The 20548-nt window shown below is 70.7% G+C and carries 15 protein-coding genes and 1 pseudogene; all 16 read right to left on the minus strand.

The genetic code is table 11. The features are described 5' to 3' along the window. Nucleotides 1-13 precede the first annotated feature (13 nt). Nucleotides 14-541, minus strand: a complete 528-nt coding sequence (locus tag ACF08N_RS28375; protein WP_392327539.1) for a phage baseplate assembly protein V — start codon at nucleotides 539-541, stop codon at nucleotides 14-16. Nucleotides 542-634: 93 nt separating this feature from the next. Beyond that, nucleotides 635-1774, minus strand: coding sequence for a hypothetical protein (locus ACF08N_RS28380; protein WP_392327540.1), 1140 nt, complete (start codon nucleotides 1772-1774; stop codon nucleotides 635-637). Continuing rightward, entirely contained in the window at nucleotides 1767-2141 is a 375-nt protein-coding gene (locus ACF08N_RS28385) for a hypothetical protein (protein WP_392327541.1), read from the minus strand. Before ACF08N_RS28385 ends, ACF08N_RS28380 begins: the two co-directional genes overlap by 8 nt. Nucleotides 2142-2146: 5 nt before the next feature. Continuing rightward, the gene (locus ACF08N_RS28390; RefSeq protein ID WP_392327542.1) at nucleotides 2147-2836 is read right to left on the minus strand and encodes a hypothetical protein; all 690 of its coding nucleotides are present in this window, start codon (nucleotides 2834-2836) and stop codon (nucleotides 2147-2149) included. Next, on the minus strand, nucleotides 2833-3522 hold the full coding sequence (locus ACF08N_RS28395) for a hypothetical protein (protein ID WP_392327543.1): 690 nt from the start codon (nucleotides 3520-3522) through the stop codon (nucleotides 2833-2835). The genes ACF08N_RS28390 and ACF08N_RS28395 overlap by 4 nt, the downstream gene beginning before the upstream one ends. 6 nt (nucleotides 3523-3528) lie before the next feature. Further along, a complete protein-coding gene (locus tag ACF08N_RS28400) occupies nucleotides 3529-10311 on the minus strand; it encodes a DUF4157 domain-containing protein (protein WP_392327544.1) in 6783 nt (2260 codons plus the stop codon). Further along, nucleotides 10308-10604: a hypothetical protein gene (locus tag ACF08N_RS28405; protein ID WP_392327545.1), complete on the minus strand. Its 297-nt coding sequence runs from the start codon at nucleotides 10602-10604 to the stop codon at nucleotides 10308-10310. Before ACF08N_RS28405 ends, ACF08N_RS28400 begins: the two co-directional genes overlap by 4 nt. Further along, complete coding sequence (locus ACF08N_RS28410; protein ID WP_392327546.1) at nucleotides 10595-12826, minus strand: ATP-binding protein; 2232 nt, start codon at nucleotides 12824-12826, stop codon at nucleotides 10595-10597. The genes ACF08N_RS28405 and ACF08N_RS28410 overlap by 10 nt, the downstream gene beginning before the upstream one ends. A 33-nt stretch (nucleotides 12827-12859) precedes the next feature. Further along, nucleotides 12860-13702 carry a DUF4255 domain-containing protein gene (locus ACF08N_RS28415; protein WP_392327547.1) on the minus strand — a complete coding sequence of 281 codons (843 nt, stop codon included), beginning with the start codon at nucleotides 13700-13702 and terminating at the stop codon, nucleotides 12860-12862. Continuing rightward, complete coding sequence (locus tag ACF08N_RS28420; RefSeq protein WP_392327548.1) at nucleotides 13699-14418, minus strand: hypothetical protein; 720 nt, start codon at nucleotides 14416-14418, stop codon at nucleotides 13699-13701. Before ACF08N_RS28420 ends, ACF08N_RS28415 begins: the two co-directional genes overlap by 4 nt. Further along, nucleotides 14411-15148 (minus strand): hypothetical protein, encoded by a 738-nt coding sequence (locus ACF08N_RS28425; RefSeq protein ID WP_392327549.1) that lies wholly within the window; start codon nucleotides 15146-15148, stop codon nucleotides 14411-14413. The genes ACF08N_RS28420 and ACF08N_RS28425 overlap by 8 nt, the downstream gene beginning before the upstream one ends. A gap of 25 nt (nucleotides 15149-15173) precedes the next feature. After that, nucleotides 15174-15698: a phage tail protein gene (locus ACF08N_RS28430; RefSeq protein ID WP_159694533.1), complete on the minus strand. Its 525-nt coding sequence runs from the start codon at nucleotides 15696-15698 to the stop codon at nucleotides 15174-15176. 36 nt (nucleotides 15699-15734) lie between these two features. Continuing rightward, complete coding sequence (locus ACF08N_RS28435) at nucleotides 15735-17585, minus strand: phage tail sheath family protein (RefSeq protein ID WP_392327550.1); 1851 nt, start codon at nucleotides 17583-17585, stop codon at nucleotides 15735-15737. Between the two features lie 781 nt (nucleotides 17586-18366). Continuing rightward, a pseudogene (locus ACF08N_RS28440) lies at nucleotides 18367-18528 on the minus strand (EamA family transporter); the annotation flags it as partial. A 165-nt stretch (nucleotides 18529-18693) separates the two neighbouring features. Continuing rightward, nucleotides 18694-19260, minus strand: a complete 567-nt coding sequence (locus tag ACF08N_RS28445) for a transglycosylase SLT domain-containing protein (RefSeq protein WP_392327551.1) — start codon at nucleotides 19258-19260, stop codon at nucleotides 18694-18696. 463 nt (nucleotides 19261-19723) lie between these two features. Next, nucleotides 19724-20509, minus strand: coding sequence for a glucosamine-6-phosphate deaminase (gene nagB / locus ACF08N_RS28450; protein ID WP_392327552.1), 786 nt, complete (start codon nucleotides 20507-20509; stop codon nucleotides 19724-19726). Nucleotides 20510-20548 lie beyond the last annotated feature (39 nt).

Consider the following 20548-nt stretch of genomic DNA (forward strand, 5'->3'; position numbering starts at 1 on the left):
CCCCGTTGTGTGGTCACTGCTTGCCCGGCACGATCAGCCGGCCGTCGTTGATGTTGACCTCGGCGCCGCTCAGGACGATCGACGCGCCCTGGCCGTTGGCGATGGTCACGCCCTTCTCGTCGACCTGGATGTACGCGCCCGTCGCGGCCTGGAGCCGGATCCCGTTGCCCCCCGGCACGTCGCCCATCACGAACTTGTGCCGGTCGGAGGTCTGGATCACCACGTTCTGGTGCGCCGGCCCGCCCGTGAGCGCGTCCGGCGGCAGCTCGCCGCTCTCCCCGTACCAGCACCCGCTCCAGATCGGGTAGCTCGGATCGCCCTGCTCGAACTCCACCCACACACCCGCCCCTTCGGCGGGGACGACGTACTGCCCCGACCCCCGGCCCGTGAACGGCAGGCAGGGCAGCGCCCAGGTGGAGGTCTCGCCCCCCAGCACGTCCGGCACGTTGACCGTGACCCGTCCGATCCTCAGCGGGTCGTCGTTGCTCACCACCCGCCCCCGGAACTTGCCGAGGAACCGGTTGTTCCCTCCTGCAGCCATGCGCTGTTTCCCTGATCCCTTCCTGCGGCTGTACTACGGCCGGTTCTGCGGCCCGGTCCACGGCCTGCTCTACGGCCTGCTCTACGGCCTGCTCTACGGCCGGACGGTGCTGCTCCGGGCGATGAGCCCCTCGCGCGAGAGCGTGAAGTTCTGTTGGTACGAGCCGGGCCTGATGTTGTGGGTGACGGACTTGACGTAGTAGTCGCCGTCGTACGTCACCCCGGCGCCGCGCACCCCGACCAGCTCGCGCGGCCGCAGGATGTACCCGTGCCGGTTGACGTCGAGCGACCCGGAACCGGAGATGGCGTCGGCGGACAGCGCCGCACGCGCCAGCAGCTCCGCCTGCGCCTGCTCGGACTCCTTCTTCGCCGTGCCCGTCAGCGTCCGGCGCTTGAGGGCAGGCGTCGCGCGCCGCCCCAGCGGCGGGCGCAGCGGCCCGATGTCCGGCTGCGGCAGCAGCACGGTGTCGCGGGTGGCCGGGTTCTGGACGCGGGCCTGCGGTTCCTCCCGCGCGGTCCCGTCGTACGCGAACGTCAGCTGGTCCACCGTCGAGTTGACGTCCATGTTCACGTTGAGCGCGTGCTGGCGGTCGCCGATCCGGATCTCCGGACCCCACACGGCGGTCGAGGAACCGGGCCGCGGCCCCGGCTCCAGGTAGAAGATGTACCCGTTGGCCCGGGCCAGTTCGTTGACGTAGGCGAGATCCGTGCCCGTCTGGTACTCGACCCGCAGCTGCTCCCGCGGCGGCTGCTCGATCTTCTCCTGGAACACACGCGGCTCGATCCCGTAGTCCGCGTACTTGGCCAGGATGCGGCCCACCCGCTGGGAGGGACGCAGATTCGGATAACGGTCGGTGTGCTCCTCGAGATCCATCAGGATCGTCAGGTCCTCACCGGTCACGGTGAGCGTCGAATGCCCCGGCTCGTTGCTGGCGCCGACCTCCTGCCGCACGACCAGACCGTCCAGCAGCACCTGGGCGGTCCCCTTCACGCTCACGGAGAGGATCACCCTGGTCTTCGGATCGAAGAACCCCTCCGGAAGCAGCCGCTGCGACAGCGCACCCCGCTTGGTGAGGTCGAACGCCAGCTGGAACCCGCTACGTTCGCCGGCGGTCGCCGTGATCTGCGCCGAGAGCAGCGCCTCCATGACCTCCGGCGGCACGGGCCGGGTCAGACGCGGCCCCGTCTGCAGGGTGATGTGGATGGGTCCTTGCCCGACGGGCTGCTCAGACATACCTGTCTCCCGGCCCCGGGAACCCGCCGGCGTGCGGCACCCGGATCTCCCGGCCCGCCTCGGCGGTCAGCTCCGCCGGGTCCAGCACGGGATTGGCATCCGCGATCTGCCACCACTGGCCGGGGTCGCCGATGTACCGCTGGGCGAGCAGATCGGGACGGTCCCCGCTGCTCACGGTGTGCGGGGCGGACTCCTCCCCGTGCGGGTCGATCGGGGGCAGCAACCGGCGCTTGGCGTACCGCACTTCGCTGCCGTCCTCCGCGCGGTGCACCCCGATCTCCGCATCGTGGTACCGGCTCGACCGGGGGTAGGGGTGGGCGCCGGGTATCGCGTCCAGCGCGCTTTCGTACGGCTCGATGCCTGCCATGTCCTTCAGCTCCTCCCCAGGGCGCCGCCGCGCCCGCCGATCCCCAGCGCGGCGAGCCCGCCGCCGCTGCGCGCGCCCCTGGCGAGCCGCTCCTTCTGCGCGAGATGCGCCATGTACAGATCGGCCCCGCGGTGCCCGGCCGGCAGATCGCTGACGCTGAGCACCTTCATGCCGATGCTGAGGCTCGCCCGTATGGGATTCAGATTCACGTCGAACGCGGACTCGTTGACGGACAGCTCGGTGAGCCGCACGGGCATGACGCGCTTGCTGCCCCAGGTGAACAGGGTGAGCGGCATCTCGATCGGACTGATCTCGATGGTCCCCTTCTTCGTGAGCCGGGAGGCCTCCCGCAACTGCGCGGTCGTCGGATGCACGAGCATCTCGAGAGTCGCGAGCTCGGGATGGATCCCGTCGGGAGCGGCGACCTCGAACTGATCGGTGGCGTCGATCTCGGCGGTGAACTTCCAGGTCTCCTGCGCGGGCCCTTTCAGCCGGAGGGCCTCGTTCCTGTCCCCGGACCCGCTGCCGCCCCCACCGGCATCACCGGCCCCTCCGGCGGCCTGCGGCGAGAGGCTTCGCTCCAGGGTGTCGGGGTTGAACTGGAGGACGATGATGCGCTGGGGGGTACCGCGGTCGGGGTCGACGACGACGATGCCGGAGCGGATGGGCTTGGGGATGTCGGGATAGCGGGTCACATGCGCTCCCGGAGGCGGGCCTTGAGGTCCGCGTAGTCGTGGTCGGGGAAGAGCCGGGGGAAGACCTCGAGCATTTCGTTGAGTCCCTCGGCGACGGGCGTGAAGCCTTCATCACCGAAACCTGCGTCACAGAACAGGTACTGCCAGCCGATGGTTCCCTTGGTCACCATCAGCGTGTCCAGGTACGTTCCGTAGTCGAGTTCCATCTCCATGGCGCCCTGTCGCATGTCGAAGAACCAGATCTCGGGATCCGTGGTGCCGGGCGTGGCACGCAGCCCGGCCATGCGCCCGCTTCCTGTCTGAGGCGTGTTGTCGAAGATCCGCAGCTCCTTGTAGAGCGCGCGCTCCCAGTCGTCGGTTCCTTCCCAGGTGTGCGACATGAGCCTTCTGCTGTACACATGATTTAGCTGGAATTCGCCGACCAGCTCAGAGCCCTGGTCTGCCGATTGCCAATATGCTGCAATTTTTTCGAATCGGAAGAAATTTCGCCGAACCTCTGGACCGAACGGCAAATTATAGTCCTCGGCAAGACTTCTGAAGACGTATTCAGGGTCGTCCAAATACTCCGGCACCTCACCGAATTTGGCTTCCCATACCGTCAGTCCGGAGGAACTTCGAATTTCCTCGAAAACATTTGCGCAGAGCTCTTCGAACGGAAAAGGTTGATTCTTGCCGTCGGGATTCATAATTCCTCACACCGTCAGTTTGACCTTATTCTGTGTGATCAGGCCATCAAGCTTGTCGAGCATGTCCTGCAACCCGGGCATGAAGTCGGGCCCCCGCCTTCCCTTCCATGCCCGAAGAACCGGATCGATTCCAAGCAGCGTCTTGAACTTCCCTGCGTTTTCACGTGCATCAATGACGTGCCCGGCGAGCCTCTCGGAGCATTCGAGCATGCCGGCGATGGTCGTCGCCCCGGCCGTGTTGATGAAGAGGGTTCCCCCTTCGTCCTTGCCGGGCGGCTCAACGTGCCGGGCATACTGCTTCTCCGCGCCTTTTCGCGTCCAATCGCTCCGCTTTTTCCCGGTACCGCGGACTTTCTCGTATCCGCCGTACGCGGCATGGATATAGCTGGGGAAGTCGGCGAAGTCCTTGGTACGCGAGTACCCGAACCGGACCTCCGTCTTGTACCAGATGATCTTCTGCTGCTCGGGGATGGCACCGTAGGCCTGATCCTCGATGTTCTCCCGGAACGGGATATTGGTCTGCGGACCGCGTGCGGGCACGAGGTTGTCGCCGGTGGCCTTGCCGCCGAGCCGCTCCGGCAGGAGGTGCATCCTCACCCAGGCGGAGTTCTCACTCAGACCGTTCTTCGTGATGTAGTCCCAACCCGGCGGCTGCCCCTTCTTCGCCTTGGAGGCATCCTGGCCCGGTCCACCGAACACCGTCTTCGCGGAGGTTCCGAGGTACTCGGAGAAGTGTCCCGCACTCCCGCGACCAGGCTTGACGTCATCGAAGTCCGGCCACTTGGGATCGGGGATGTCGTTGTACTCCCGTAGCCTCGCCGCGTTGGCCAACTTCACCATCTGCTTCCGCAGGGCCCGACGGCGGGGCTTGTACTTGTCCCGGTCCGCCTTCTTCACCTTCGCCGGAATTCCCTTCTGAATTCTCTTGGCGCGGTTGTACTTACTCACGGCGGCCTTGAGATACAGCTCTTGGTTGTCCCGCTCGGTCGACGGCTCCTGCTTCGCGATGTCCTCTCGCCATTCGGCAATGAACTTAGTGACCTCTTCCGGAATGCTGTGAACGTAAAGACCTGCGTCCGTGCCGCGGCCGTGGAACCTCAGCACGTGCCGCTCCCCGTCGTCGGCGTCAGCGAACGGCACATCCGGCAGGTCGACCGACTCGGTCCCGTCGTCCCGCCTGTCCCGGCGGTTCCTGCCCCGGTCGCGCGAGCGGTCGTCGTCCCGCCTCCGGTCCCGCCGGCGTCGCCACAGGTCCTTGAGGCGGCGCAGCCGGTCGTTCAGGCGGTTGCCGAGTTTGCGTCGGGCCTTGCCGTAGAGCTTGCCGGCCGCGCGGCGGGCCCTGTTGCGGGCCGACTTGACGGTCTGGCGGGCGCGCCGGGTGCGGCGGCGGTCCTTGTCCCGCTTCCTGTCCCTGTCGCGGTCCCTGTCGCGGTCCCTGTCGCGGTCACGGTCGCGGTCGCGGTCCCTGTCGCGGTCCCTGTCACGGTCCCTGTCCGGGTCACGGGGGCGGTCGTCGTCCTTGCGGCGGTCGGGGCGGAGGGTGTCGCGGGCAGGGCCGCGGCGCGAAGGGGTGTCGTCCCTGTCGTCGCGGGTGGAGCGCCGCTCCCCGTCCCGTATCCGCTTCCGAGCCGCGTTGACCTCGCGCCCCTCCTCACGCCGCTCGTCGTCGTCCCGGCGCTTCTTCGGCCGGGTCGTGTGCGAGGGCTTCTTCTCCGGTGAGGAACGCTTGCCGGGGCGCGGCCGGGCCGGCGGGCGGGACGTCTTGTCCGGCGGCGGCTTGCGCGTCGTCGGTGTGTCCGTGTCCTTGTCGCCCGGCTTGTCGGAGGACTTGTCGGGCGTGGTGCGGTCGTCATCCTTGGACTCGTCGTCCTTGGGCTTGCTTGGTGCGTCCGGCGGCGGGGTGTCAGAACCGTCGGGCTTGTCCTTTTTCTTGCGGAGGTTCTTCAGCATGTCACCGAGCTTCTCGGCCACCTTGCCCATGAACTTCCCGACGCCCTCGATCAGGAACTCGTAGATCAACTCCAGCAGCGCCACCACACCGGCGGCCACCGCCTTTGCGAAGGGCTGGGCGCCATTGCCGCTCTTGACCGACTTCAGGAAGTCCATGAACAGGCCGAAAGCGGCGAGGATTTCGCTGAGCGCGCCCCACGCGGTCTTCAGGGCGTCGATGATCGCCATGACCCAGCCGGCACCGGGGATCAGCTTCGCGACGACCTTCTCGACCACGAGTACACCGATGATGACCGGGAGTTGGGGCAGCGCCTCGTCCCACGCCATCTGAGCCATCTGTTCGACGGTCACACCGCCGGAGATCAGCTCCTGGAACTGGTCCATCGGGATCCCGATGATCTCCTGGACCTTCTGGTTGAACCAGGCCTTGACCGCGCTCGTGACCTCGTTGAAGAGGTGGTCCCTGGCACCGGTGTCCGCGGCGGCCCCGGCCTTGCTGATCCAGTCGCCGGGGTCGGAGACGATGTCGTTGAAGATGGCCGCCCACTCGCCGAGGCCCTCCACCACGGCGGCACCGAACTCCAGCGCCCCGACGGCAGCGGTCTCCGCGACCTCGACGGCCGCCAGCATGCCGGTCTCCAGGGCGTCGAGCCCGGCGAGCAGCGCCCCGCACAGGCCGTCGAGCAGCTTCCCCGCGACTTCCTTGAGCCCGTCCGCGAACTGGTTGACCTTCTCGACAGCCCAGTCGCGCGCTCCATCGATGGTGTTGCGCCACTTGTCACGCATCGCCGGGTAGTCGGCGAGAAGTTCGTCCCCGAGTGCGATCAACGCGTCAGCGAATTTGTTGATCTTGTCGATCACCCAGTTGCGCGCGTCGTCGATGAGTTTGAAGACCTGCTGCTTGAACTTGTCGATGAGGTCGGTGACGATCTGCCGCGCCTTCTCGAAGACGCTCTTGATGGCGTTCTTGAGGTCCTCGAAGAACTGCTTCAGCTTCTCGATGGCCTCTTCGAGCCAGTTGTCGGCGTCGTCCTTGCCCTCGTCCTGCTTCTTCTCCGCCTCCTTCTCGGCGTTGGCCTGCTCGTCCGTGATCTTCTTGTTGTCGTCCTCGGTGCGCTTGTCGACGTCCTTGTCGGTCTCCTCTTCCTTGCCCTTGATGTCCTTGCGGACCTCGTCGTACTTCTTGCCCTTCTTGCCGTCGATCTCCGAGGTCTTGTCGTCCTGCTCCTTGCGCCACTTGTCGCGGGAGTCGGCGATGTCGGAGCGACCCTTGTCACGGGCGTCGGCCTGCTTCTTGCTGCTGGCGTCGACCTCGCGCTTGAGGTCACGGTCGTGCTTCTGCCGGTCGTCCTGCGCCTTGTCGTCCTTGTTCTTGCGCTCCTGCGACATCTTCTGCCGGCCCTCGCCGAAGCCGGCCTGGATCTGCGGACCGCGGTCGTGCTCGGCCACGGCGGACGCGGACTCGATCGGCACGCCGCCGCCGGGCATCGTGCGACCGGCGCCCTTGGCGTTCTTGCCGTTGCCGCCGGGCACCTTGCCGGTCAGGGTCTCGGTGGGAACGTCCGGATAGATCTGGTCCTCGCCCATCGGGCGAGCCGCGTCCGCCCGGCCGGCGCGGTGCAGTTCCGTCTTCCGCTCGTCGAGCTTCTGGCCCTGTTCGTCGGTGCGCTGGGGGTCCGAGTCGTTCTCCAGCGGGAGCCTGGGCGCGTCGCCCACCTTGGCGTTCTGCAGGCCCTCGTCCTTCGTCGGGAGCCCGAGGATCGAGTCGATCAGGTCGTCGAGCGGCAGGATCTCCTTGAGGAGCTTGCCGAAGAGTTGCGCGCCGATCGTGACGGCGATGTCCCACCAGCTCGGCTCAGGCACGTTGGCGCCCGGAACTTCGCCTTCCGGCTTCTGCTCGCCGGCGATCTCGGGCGTCTTGCCGGCAGCGGCCTCGGTACGGGCCACCTTGGCGTTGGTGTACGTCCCGGGTGCCGATGCCGTCGGGCCACCGGGCACCGTCCGCGGGGAGCCGGACGGGCGCTGCTCCTTCGGCGGCGCCTTGCGCAGGGCAGTGCGCTCCTTGTCGACCGAACGGCCGACCGCGCCGTTCACTCCCTTGAGCGTGTCCAGCATCTGATGTGGCTTCAGGCCCGCCGCCGTCGCGAGCCCCGCCTCGGGCGTGGCGTTCGAGACATCCGGTGCGGCGGCTTGTTTCCTGGGCTTTGCCGGGGCGGATGCGCTTGCTTTGGCGCCGCGGCCCCGTGCCGGCGCGGGAGCGGAGGACGAGCGACCGCCGCCGCCTCCACCGGCTCCGCCGCGGCGCGCGTTCCGTGCGACTTGCCGTGCGGCCTGCCGTTTCCTGACCGACGGCTTGGACCGGGCGGCTGCGCCCGCCGCGCCGGAGCCCGAACCACCGTCGGCCTTGGGCGTGTTGGTTTTGGCCTCCGTGGCGGACATGGGTGAGGGGCCGTTGCCCGACGCCAGCTGCGGAGCAGGACCGGGCCCAGAGCCGGACCCTGGTGTGGAGACCTTGTCTGGGCCGGTCTCCGGTCGCGGCGATGTGGCGCTGCCGTTGCCCTCGGTGACGCCCTGGTGGTCGGGGCCGGGGGCCGGCTTGGCGTCGGGAGCGCCCTGGCCAGTGCCGGTGCCGCCGGCGCCCGTTGTGTCCTCGCCCTTGCCGGCCGGCTTGGCGGCCCCCTTGTCCGATCCGGCGCTCGGCTCCGTCTCGCTCTTCGCCGGGGCGCCGGCGGCCTGCGATCCCTGCTTCGCGGTGCCTTCGGCCTGGCCGCCACCGTCCGCCTTCTTACCGGACGCCTGGGACGAACCAGAGTCCTGGGTACGGGCGTCCTCGTCCGCCTTGGCCAGGCGCTCGGGACCGGCCGGTTCACCGGCCGTCGGAGCCGCGCTGGCCTCCGCACCGTCGGCGGTGCGGGCCTCCTCGTCCCGCCGGCGAGCCTCGGCGTCCTCCGCGCGTTGCTCCGACTGTCGCTTCTCGGCGTCCCCTCCTACGGCTTCCGCCGAGGCGAGCCCGGACATCGGCCCCGCATCGCCCGGCCCGCCGGTTCCCTGAGAGCCGAGGTCCTGCTCGGCGGACATGACGTCCGACAGCTCCTGGGCGGTCCGGTTCTCGGAGTCCGCCTCGTCCGTGCGATCGGGGGCGCCCCGGGACCCCTCGGGCCCGGCCGTTTCCTCTACGGTGTCCGGCTCCGAATCGCCCTCGGTGGACGAAATTCCGGGTACCCGGGGCGCCCCCCTCTTGCGCCGCTGGAACAGCTGCGGGTCGTCGGCGGTGTCCGGGCCCTCCGGATCGGCGCCGGCGTCAGTCGTACCAGAGCCTGCCGCCGCCCCGGGGTCCGGCTCTGGAGCCGCGTCCTGCTCGGATTCGGGTTCCAGCCCCAACGGCTCGTCATCGACGTCCTCTTCGTTCTCCGGATCGCCCGTGGCACGGACCGGCTGCGCATCACCGGTACGGGACCTCTCGCCGGGCTCGGCGCCACTCTTGTCCACCGGCGACGGGGCGGCAGCGATGTTCCCGGCGGCCGCCGGCCCCTCGTCCTCACCTGCCCGCTGCTCCTCCGCCTGCCGCTCCGCCTCCTGCGGTGCCTCCTCCTGGCCTTCGGCCTCCTCCCGCTCCTCCTCGGCGGCCTGGTCGTCCTGCTTCGCCTCGTCCTTCTGTGCGCCGTCGTCCTGGGCCTTCTGTTGCTGGTCCTGGGCGGAGGCGTTCTTGTCCTCGCGGGCGGAGGCGTCCCTGTCCGCCTGCTGGGACTGCGACCGGTCCTGCTGTCGCGCCCCGGCCTCCTCCTCGTCCTGTGACGCGGCCTCTTCCGGGGACGTGCTGCCCTTCCCGTCGCCGGCCGCTCCCTCATCGCCCTCGGTCCCGGGCCGCCTACCGCCGTCCTCGCCGGGCTTCTCCTGCTCGCCCTCAGGCCCGCCTCCGGCACCCTTCCGCCGTTCGCGTGCGTCCGGCCGCTCGTCGGCGGACTCGTCGCGCCGACGCTCCTCCGCAATCTCCTCTCCCGCGCCGGGCAGGGCCACCGGCGCCACCGCGGCGTCCAACGGCAGCGGGCCGGCCGCCTCGGTCTCCTCGACGAGGTCCAGCACCCGGTCGAGGACGGGTGCCGGCAGCCGTATCTCCAGTCGGTCGAGGACGAGTTCCTGCACCTGGGGTGCCAGCCGCGCCAGCTGGAGCCGTACCCGGCCCGATCGGTCCTCCGGGTCGCCGCGCAGGGATCGCAGGACGCCGTTCGCGACGCGGTCGATCAGGGTCGCGGGGTCCAGCTCCTCCATCCGGCGGCGATCGGCGTCCACGGTCGCGTAGCGCAGCCAGCCGGGTGTCGCCTGGCCGGTCCGCACCTCGGCTTCCTCGGGTCGCACGGCAATCTCGCCCGATGGGTCTGCCGACTCCCGTACGAGACCCTGCGCCGCCGACTCCGCCTCGCGTTCCATCGCCTGCTGCGGCAGGCTCACCGCGCCCAGGTCACGGCCCGCGCGCAGCGTGCCGAGGCCGTGCGGGTTCTGCACGGTGTGCAGGAGTTCGTGGGCGAGCAGCCGCTGCCCGTCCGCCGTGCCCGGGCGGTACGCGCCCTCGCGGAAGAAGATGTCCTGGCCGACCGCGACCGCGTCCGCGCCGAGCATCTCGGTCAGCGCGCCCGCGTCCCTGTCGGTGTGCAGGCGTACGCGGCCGAAGTCGTGCCCGAGCCGCTCCTCCAGCTCGCGCCGCACACTCACGTCGAGCGGCTGTCCCGCACCGCTGACGATGTTCTTCGGCTCGGGCGCACGGGAGGCCGACCAGTCCTTGCGCTTGCGGCGCTTGCCGGACTGCTCGGCACGCGACTCCTGCGAAGCGGACGTGCTCATCGTGTCACCTCACCCCGGCCCGTCAGCCCCGCGTGCACGGCGCGCGCCAGTTCCTGGCCCAGGCGGCGGGCCGACGCCGTTGCGGGCAGCGGCGGAAGGCCCGCCAGGCCGTCCAGCGCACGGCCGCCGTCCGCGGCGATCGGCACGCCCCGCTCCCGCACCAGCCGGGCCAGCTCGGCTTGGAACGCCGCCGAGACCCGTTCCGGGTCGACGCCCCGGCCGAAGCCGTCGAGCGCCAGCTCGCCGATGTCCACCCGCACCGCCGTCTCGCGCGGTGCCTCGTTCAGACCCATCCGTGGACCTCCGAGGGTGTCAAGGAGCGGTCCAGCTTGAGGTATTCGGTGCGCGCGGCCTCCAGCATGTGCCGCATCTGCAGCCGGTCGCCCTCCTCGGCCGCGAGGAACGCGCCCGACAGCGCGATGTTGCGGATGGAGCCGCCCGCGACCGTCAGCCGCGCCAGCAGCTGCGGGTCGACGCCCTTCATCGGGGCGCGCGCGGGCAGCACCCGGCGCCAGATCTCCGCGCGCTCGCTCTCGCCCGGGAACGGGAAGTCGACGACGAAGCGGATACGGCGCATGAACGCCGTGTCCAGCGCCTGCTTCATGTTCGTGGTCAGGATCGCGAGTCCGCGGTACGCCTCCATCCGCATGAGCAGGTAGCTCACCTCGAGGTTGGCGTACCGGTCATGGCTGTCCTTGACCTCGCTGCGCTTGCCGAACAGCGCGTCGGCCTCGTCGAACAGCAGCAGCGCGCCGCCGCGTTCGGCCGCGTCGAAGACCCGGCGGAGGTTCTTCTCCGTCTCGCCGATGTACTTGCTGACCACCTGCGACAGATCGATGATGAACAGGTCCAGGCCGAGTTCCTTCGCCATCACCTCGGCGGCGAGCGTCTTGCCGGTGCCGGAGCCGCCGGCGAACAGGGCCGTGACGCCGAGCCCGCGGCGCAGCGTGTCGGCGAATCCCCACTCCTGGTAGACGGTGGGGCGCTGCCGTACGTGCGCCACGATTTCGCGCAGGACCCGCAACTGCCGTTCCGCGAGGACGAGATCGCCCCAGTCGGCCTGCGGCTCGATGCGCCGGCCGAGTTCGTCCATCCCCATCCGGGCCTCGGTGAGACCGGCGCGCCAGGCGAGGCCCGTCGCGTCGAGTTCGTCCTCGCCGGGCAGGTCGCGTGCCACGGCCGCGCCGGCGGACCGCACGAGGTGCGGCGGCAGAGAGAACTGGGCGACCAGGTCGCGCAGATCGTCCTGCGACACCTCCGGCACAGCGGCGAACGCCTCGCTCCACACGCCGAGTTGTTCGTCGGCGTCCAGCGGCGGAACGAGGACGCGCTCGCCCCGCGCCCGCTCCGTGCGGCGAGGCTCGGGCGCCGAGACGACGAGCGGTACGGCCGCGCTCTCCACGAACGCGTCGGTGGCCGCTGCCTGCTCCCGGTCCAGGTCGCCGACCTCCAGCAGCAGCGCCGCGGGCAGGAGGACGGCCTCCCGCTGCCACAGCCGTGCGAGCCTGTCGCGATCGGCGGCACCGGTGGGGATGTCCTCCGCGGCCATTTCGTACAGGCCGAGCCCGCGGCGGCGGGCAGCCGCGGCGGCGATGTCCGCGCGCGTCCGCAGGTCGCCGCCGACCAGCTCGACGCGCAGCGGCCCACCCGCCCAGCCCGCGGCGACGCGCTCGGCCGCGAGGTCGTAGGAGGCGGGCAGCGCGTCCGGCACGGCGGTCCGGCGCAGCAGGCCGTGCAGCCGTGCGTCCAGATAGGGCGAGCCGGCCAGGAAGTGCAGGATGCGCTCGTCCAGGCGCAGTCGGGAGGTGGTCAGCCAGGTCTCGTCGTCGAGTTCGACGATCCGCCAGCGCCGCAGGGGCGAGAGAGGAGTGAGCGCGCTCCAGTGGGGTTCGCGCAGGGCGGCGAGGGCCAGGGAGAACGTGGGATGCGCCCGCTCCGGATCACCGCAGGCGGCGGCGCACCGGGCACCGGTGGTGGGTTCCAGCTCGGCGGCGGCCGTGAGCAGCACGATGTCGCGCTCGAACGGACTGAGCCCGAAGCACGCGACGAGCGCGTCGAGCGCGGCGGGTGTGCCGGTGCCGGCCACGCGGCCGCCACGGGCGTCACGCCGTACGACGGCGTCACGGCCGGAGTCGGCGGTCGCCGTGCCGGGTGCGCCGTCCGTCCGGTGCGGCGTGCGGGCCGCGTCCGGTACGTCTGTGGTGGCGCCCTCCCGCGCGCCGGCCCCGCCGGGCGCGGGCACACCGCTGTCCGCACCGGCCGGCTCCGCGACGCGCGTGGCGCCCCGGGCGCGGCTCGAACCGCCCGTGGCCGCCCCGCCCTTGGCGGCGGCCCGCCCGGGCTCGTCGGCCACCGCGGCCGACGCGGACCCGCTCGCAGCCGCAGTGTCCCCGTCGGCGGCCCCGACGCGCTCCGCGCGGCCCGCGCGGCCCGCGTGGGCGTCGATGCGGGCGAGAACCTCCTGGATCGCCGACGTCAGCGCGTGGGCCTCCCCGGCTCCCTCGTACGTACCCATGTCCTCACCCGCCCCCGTGGTCGGCACTCCTGATCAGCTCTTTCCGCCCTGTTTCGGCACATCGGGCCCGCCCGCCCTGCGGGTCCGCGGCGTTGTGGTCCGCTTCGCCGGCGCCGTACGGGCGGTCCGCCTGGCCGGCGTCTTCTTCTCCGAAGGCTCCGCGAGCTCCGGGGACTTCGGGGTCTCCGAAGGTGCGGCGGGCTCGGGGGAGGCGGCCTCCTCGCGGGCCGGCGGCTCCACGGGCCCGGGCGGCACCGGCGCGCCCGGCGCGCCGAACGGGAGCACCCGCACGGTGCGTTCCTTCACCGGCTTCGCCGGAGTCGGCCGCTCCCGGCCCTCCAGCAGTACCAGCGACGCCTGGTACGCGACCGACAGCGTGTACGGCGTCTGGTGCAGCATCCCCCACAGTTTCGACGTCTCGTCGACGTCCATCACCGTCGGCGTGAAGCGCACCTTCTGCGGCGATTCGGCGAGGTCCGAGCCCGCCAGGTACGGCCGCTCCGCCGCCAGTTCGATCAGCTCCTTGGGCAGTACGGGGATCTCGTGCAGCGTGCGGACCACACAGCCGATGAGCCGCTGCCCGACAAGCTCCGCCTCCTCCCCGTACGCGCTGATCAGGTAGTGCAGATCCAGGGCCGCCACCGGACGCTGGAGAAGCGTGCCGTCCGAGGACCTGGCCGGCAGGTCGACGTTGCGCATCGAGGGGTTCGGTGTCACCTGGTACAGGAACACCGTGATGGTCGGCTCCGCCGGCGGCTCGTTCGGCGGCTTGCGGGTCTCCACCTTGACCGCGATGTCCATCTCCGGGCCGAGGTTGCTCTCGATGAGCAGGGCCAGCGCCTGGGTGACCGTCGCGACGGCGAGTGCGTTGCTCATGGTCGGTCCTTCCTCTCGCCGCGCGACAAGTAGTCGTCCAGGGTCAGTACGGGCGCGGCCCTTCCGCCCCGGCCGGCCGGCCGGCGGTCTGTCGTCTGCGGCGGTGCCGCCGCGCTGACCTCCAGCCGTCCGATCTGCACATGCACCACCCGCTCCGCGGGCCTCTGCGCGCGCCGGCCCACCGAGCCCAGCGCCGTGCCGCGGGCCGCGGCCGCGTCGGACGGGCGCGGCAGCGGCACCGCTGCCGGGGCGGCGGGCGCGGGAGCGATGTCTGCGCGCGCGGCCGGGGCCGCGGCACGCTGTGGCGTGTCGGCTCCGTCCCGCGCCGCACGGTCCCGGCGCGCCGTACGCGGAGCCTGTTCCGCCGCGGGCCGGACCGGGGACGGCACGGGCGCGGCCGGCCGCAGCAGCGGCTCCGGGGCCGGCCGGGCGGGCGCCGGTTCCCCGTCGGCCGTTCGCACCTGCTCGGTGCGCACCACCGTGCGGTTCTCCGTACGTACGGCGTGTTCGTGCCGCACCGTCGCCGCGGGCGCGGGCGGCGGCACGTGCGCCGTCGGGATCAGGGCCGCGGGCTCGTCGGGCTCCGGCGGCCCGTACCGCAGCGCCTCCACACGCTCGAACGGGCCCGGCAGCCGCGGCCGCACCCGGGTGGGCGCGCCGGCCGCCGCGCCCACCGGTGTGTACCGGGCGAGCAGCCGGTCGAAGTAGTCAGGCATCTGCGCACAGCTCCAGGTAGTAACGACGCCGCAGCGGGCTGAGCGCCAGGATCTCCGGCTCGCTCCATCCGTAGGCGGAGGCGAGGAGATGGACATCGAGCATCAGGTCCCGTGCCCAGGTGTCGAGTTCGGTCCACAGATAGGAGGTGATGTCCAGCTCGGCCGGGGTGGCCTCGCCGCATTCGGGGCAGGCGACGTTGAGCGTGACGTCCGCCGTCGGGTCGGCCTCCGCCGCCCTTTCGGCGATCAGCTTCTCCACGCTCTGGGGCAGCAGCGCGGCCAGCTCGTCCGAGGCGACCGGTTCGCCGCCCCGCAGTGCCCTGACCGTGCAGTCCGTCACGAGCCTGCGGCGTGCCTCGTCGGGACGGGACGCCGTCGCGGCCGCCGCGAGGCCGGCGACGGTCGGCAGCCGGAACTCGACCACCCACTCGCCGTCCGCCACCCGCAGCGGCTCGTCGGGCAGCGCGCCGCGTCGGGTCAGCACGCTCGCGTCGAGGTCGAACTCCATCGCCTCGCCGCACGCCCCGCACTCCACGCGCACCTGCATGCGCTCGCCGAACAACGCCCGGCGCAGCGCGAACAGATCCGCCTCACGTTCTCCGACCGGCACCGACAGCAGCTCGTCGGCGGTGGCCGCCGGGCGGGCGGCCCGGTGCAGCAGCAGCGATCTCTCGCCCGCGGGCTGCGCCAGGCCGGCCTCCCAGACGGCCAGCAGCTCGGTGGGTCCCACCCCTGTTCCCCTGCGCGCCCGGCGGTCAGGCCGGGTGCGTGAAGGACGGTTCGACGGGCTCCGGCACCTCGTAGTCCCGCTCCCAGCCCTCGCATTCGAGCTTCACGCTCTGGATGGCGACGGCGTTGGCGTTCGCGTCGAGCTCGCCGAGGACCTGGTACTCGCTGACCCAGGCCCGGTAGAGCTTGTGCGAGACGGCCACCTGCCCGGCCTCGTTGAGGACCTGGATGATGATGTCCTTGCGGAAGTCGCGCAGCGACACCTCCGAGCCGAGTCCCGCGCCGACCTGCCAGACCTTGTTGGCCCAGCGGTCGAACTCGGGGTCGTGCGTGACCCCGCGCTCCAGGGTCACCCCCTCGAACTCGGAGCGGCCCGGGGACTTGCGCGGCGAGCTGGGGTCGCCGCCGTGGCGGTGCTTGACCACCTCGGTGGTGCGCTTGAGCGGACTGATCTTGCTGATGCCCGCGACCGTTCGACCGTCCCACAGGACCAGGAACTTGAAATTCTTGTAGGGGTCAAAACGATGGGCGTTTACCTGGAACTCAGCCATCGGTTTCCTTTGTGTTCCTCTTCCTCGGGCCTGGGACTACGACAGGTCGAACTGGCCGGCCATCTGCTGGATCTTGACGATCACGAACTCCGCGGGCTTGACCGGAGCGATGCCGATCACGACATTCACCACACCGCGCTCGATGTCGGCGTCGGTGGTGGTGTCCTTGTCGCATTTCACGAAGTACGCCTCGCGGGGTGTGCCGCCCTTGAAGGCGCCCTGTCGGAACAGGTCGTTGAGATACGCCGACGCCTTCAGCCGGATCTGCTGCCACAGCTGCTCGTCGTTCGGCTCGAAGACGACCCACTGCAGTCCGCGGTACAGGCTCTCCTCGACGTGCAGCGCGAGCCGGCGCACCGGCACGTACTTCCACTCGCTCTGCAGGGCCTCCGCGCCCGCCAGTGTCCGCGCCCCCCACACCAGCGGTCCCACCACCGGGTAGGTGCGCAGGCAGTTGACGCCCAGCGGGTTCAGCAGGCCGTTGTCGCGGTCCGTGAGCCGTACGGTCAGCGAGCGGACTCCGGCCAGGCGCGCCTCGGTACCCGCGGGTGCCTTCCACACACCGCGCTCGCCGTCCGTGCGGGCGATGACACCCGCGACGGCGCCGGACGGCGGGAAGGCTCGCAGCCGGCCCGTGAGCGGGTCGGTGAGCTGCAGGTGCGGGAAGTACAGCCCCGCGTGGTCGCTGCGCACGCTGTCGAACGCGCCGATCCCGGCGCGGGCGGCGTCGACGCTGCCCCAGGTGGAGGGCGAGTCGACCAGCAGGAAGATCCGGCGCTCGCGGCACAGCTGCTCGGCCGCGGAGATGACGGTGACCATGTCCTGCGTCGACTCGTAGGCGGCGAGCTCCGGCAGGGCCAGCAGATTGACGTCGTCGACGTCCCGCAGCGCCTGCAGACCGGTCTTGTCCGCCTCGCTGCCGATCAGGTCGCGCGGTCCGGGCGCGTCGCCGTCCTTGCCGCCGTCGAGCGCGAAGACCGGCGGGTTGACCGAAGCCTCCAGGCCCAGGTCGTTGGCGCATTCCCCGACGAAGCGCACGACGTCGTCCGGGTCGAGGGACCCGGCGACCACCTGGAGCCGGCGGCCGAACGCGGTGACCTCGGCCCCCGCGTAGGCGTGCTTGCCGGGAGCGTCGGGCAGGGCCCGCAGCTTGCGCTCCAGCAGCAGGGCCAGCTCGGTGACGTCCGTGGGCGGCTCGCCGTCGCGGTCGGGCTCGTAGAGCGTGAACTCCCGCTCCACATCACCGATCTTGACCTTCAGCTCGACGTTCAGGTCCGGCAGGTCGGCCGCGAACGGCTTGGACACCGTGCCCGAGGGGTCGGGCCGGTCCTCGTCGAGTGCCTTCACACGTACGAGGGACGATCCCGCGTTGACGACCGTCTCGACGAAACGGCCGTGCCCGGAGTGCATCGACAGGCCGGTGAACGACTCGCGGGCGTCGCCGCGGGCGTCCAGGACATGCAGGTTGAAGGTCTTGTCGGGGGTACGGGTGTCGTGGTCGACGGCCACCCGCAGGCCCGAGCCCCACACGCCCGGCTCCTTCGCGTGCACCTCCAGCACCGGGCACTCGCTGCGCCCCTCGGTGGACTCGAGCGTGACGCAGGCCTCCTCGCCGGTGCCGGCCTTGGCCACGCGTACGACGACCGCGACCGTGCCGCCGTTGCCGAAGAACTGGTGGACCGCGTAGCCGACGGCGCTCTGGGCGGTCAGACCGCCGAAGCGGCGCTCGAAGTCCGCGAAACTGGTGATGCGGACCGGTTGGTTGAGCGGACCCCGGCGGGTGTGGCCCACGAATGCGGTCACCGATGTGGTGACCGAGGCGATGGTACGGACGGTGCTGGGAAGTTCTTCGATGTATACGCCGGGATAGCCCATGTGCGTCGGCATTCCCCCTCCATTCCCTTCGCGCACCAAGAGATGAGGAGAGGACGTGAAGCAGAAGTCCGCGCATGCGGACGCAACGAACGAGCTCTTCACTTTCCCCCGCCACACACCCCGTGCGATATCGGTCTCGCAGGGCCATTCGCATGCGCATGCGCTTGTGGCTCCTGATGCATGAGTGCCTCGTCGAGTCTCGTTCGTCCCTCAAGTGCCGGTCAAGGGACCGATTCGGTCATCCGCGCGGGCGCATCCGTGAATGAAGCAGTCGGTTAATCGTCATGGTCAGCGCGATATCGGTGATCACATGAGGAGAACAATTCACAAGGGCTTCACATGATTTCGTCGGCCGGGGTCCGGATCCGGCCGATCGAAAATTGCTCCGGCGCGCCGCCTTGTGTCCCCGATGCGGCGGATTGTGACGGAATTCTGCGCGGTACGGGCCGCGCCGGCCCGTGCGCGCGCCGCCGGAGCCGCTCGCCGCACCCTGGCAGCGTCCTTCCCGGTCTGGCCGCATCACGCCCAACCGTTCCGACCTGCCGACGGGACGGCGCCGCGGTGCACCGCCGGACGGGAGCCGCTGGGGCCGAGGCCGGAAGACGGCCAACCCCTTCGGTACTCCAGTGGTTCCTTCCCGTCGCACGCCGCCGACGCCGAGATCCCGGACGGACAATGTCACCCGGGGTGCGAGGGGTATCGGCGGTGTAGGGAAGGCGAGTTCAGGAACGAGGGGGCACGGGCGCGCAGCGTGCCGCGCGCCAGTTCCGCGGACGGTGCCGAGGTCGCCCTTCGGTTCGTCCGGAGGCGGGGAGCCGCCGCTGCGGACGATCACCACCGCGGCGAGCCCGAGTGCGAGTCCCACGGCCGCCTGCACCCCGAACGGCTCGCCGAACATCATCGCGCCCCACACGGCGGTCACCGGGGCCATGAGGAACATGAGGGTGTTGACCTGCGCTCGTCGCCCACGGCCTGCGGATCTTCCACGACGCCTTCCGGACGGCCCGTCGGCAGGCGCGCTCACTGCTCGACGCCACCCGCTGAACGACGACGCGGCCCCGCCCACGAGGGGCGGGGCCGCGAGTGCCGAACGGCTCGGAAGGCGGTTCGGAAGGGTGGATCAGTAGGCGGAGTCGACGTTGTCGATGGAGCCGTACCTGTCGGCGGCGTAGTTGGCCGCCGCGGTGATGTTGGCCACCGGGTCGGTCAGGTCGTGCGGGGTGCCCTTGACGTGGTAGGCGTCGAAGGTCGGCTGGATGACCTGGAGAAGGCCCTTGGACGGCGTGCCGTTCTGTGCGTTGATGTCCCAGTTGTTCTGGGCGTTCGGGTTGCCGCTGGACTCCCGCATGATGTTGCGGTGCAGGCCCTCGTAGGTGCCGGGGATACCTTCGGACTTCATGATGTCCAGCGCCTCCTTGATCCAGCCGTCGAGGTTGTCGGCGTAGACCTTCTTGGCCTTCTTCGCCTTCTTGGGGTTGTCCTTCTTGGGGTTGTCCTTCTTGGCCGGCGCAACCCCGGCCGTCGCCACCGTGGCCTTCGACGCGCTCTCCGTGACCGGAGCGGCCTGCGCCGGCGAGGGCGCCAGCGTGAGCGCGAGCGCTGCGGCGCCCGCCGTGGCCAGGCCGGTGACGGAGAACTTGCGGAAGCGGGCGGTGCGGGCGGCGGTGGTCTGCGTGGCGGCGGTCATACGGAAGGGACTCTCCAAACGGGGGACGTCATGGGGAGGCCGACCATGGTCGCGATCGGCGTGAGGCGGAGCGGTTCTCCGCGTCGGGGCCGGAGCAGTCGACCGGGCGGGATGCGCCCGGTCCCGGCGCTGGCTCCCCGGAACGTCAGCCATGGTTAGGGGCGGTTCGAGGCCGGCGCAAGAATGTGACCTACTACCCCACTACAGAGCACATGCCGAGAAGGCGCCTGTATGCGCGTGTTTGTCGGCTTGCCGAGGGGTGGGCTCCACTATCGCCCTTAGGACGTGACGTGGCTCCTATGCCCGGCCTCACAAAGGAGGCGGGTGTGCGCACCAGCGCCGCTACTGGGCGTGGGCAGACGTCACGCCGGCGGCCGCCTGAGAAGGTCCGTGCCGCCGATGACGCAAAAAGGGGCGGGCGCGGCCCTCCGGTCGCGCCCGCCCTGTCGTGTCGTGTACCGGCCTACAGGCCCTGCCACTCCGGCTTCGCCGCGTACGTGGCCCGGAAGTATCCGGCGAGCTTCAGGCTGGACGCCGCTGCCTCGTCGACGACGACCGTGGCGTGCGGGTGGAGCTGGAGGGCCGAGGCGGGAACCAGGGCGGACAGCGGGCCCTCGACCGCGAGCGCCACGGCGTCCGCCTTGGCCTCGCCCGTCGCCAGCAGCACCAGGTGGCGGGCCTCCAGGATGGTCCCGATGCCCTGGGTGATGACGTGGTGGGGGACCTGCTCGATGTCGCCGTCGAAGAAACGGGCGTTGTCGACGCGGGTCTGCTGCGTCAGCGTCTTGATCCGGGTGCGCGAGGCGAGCGAGGAGCAGGGCTCGTTGAAACCGATGTGCCCGTCCGTGCCGATGCCCAGCAGCTGGAGGTCGACGCCGCCCGCCTGCGCCAGCGCGCGGTCGTACGCCAGGCAGGCCGCCACCACGTCCTCGGCGGTTCCGTCGGGACCCATGAACGCCGCCTCGCTCAGGCTGAGCGGCTCGACGACCTCGCGCAGGACGACGGACCGGTAGGACTCGGGGTGCCCGGCGGGCAGGCCCACGTACTCGTCGAGCTGGCAGATCCGCGCACGGGAGGCGTCCACCTCCTTCGCCGCGACCTTGGCGGCGAGGGCTTCGTAGACCGGCAGCGGGGTCGACCCCGTGGCCACGCCGAGGAGGGCGTCGGGCTTGCGTCGCAGCAGGTCGGCCATGGCTTCGGCGATGAGCTCGCCGGCCGCGGCGGAGTCCGGAACGATGACAACTTCCACGAAGATCCCTGTCTCTGAAAGCGCTCAGTGGTGTAGACC

The organism is Streptomyces sp. NPDC015127, from assembly GCF_043080095.1.
GTDB lineage: Bacteria > Actinomycetota > Actinomycetes > Streptomycetales > Streptomycetaceae > Streptomyces.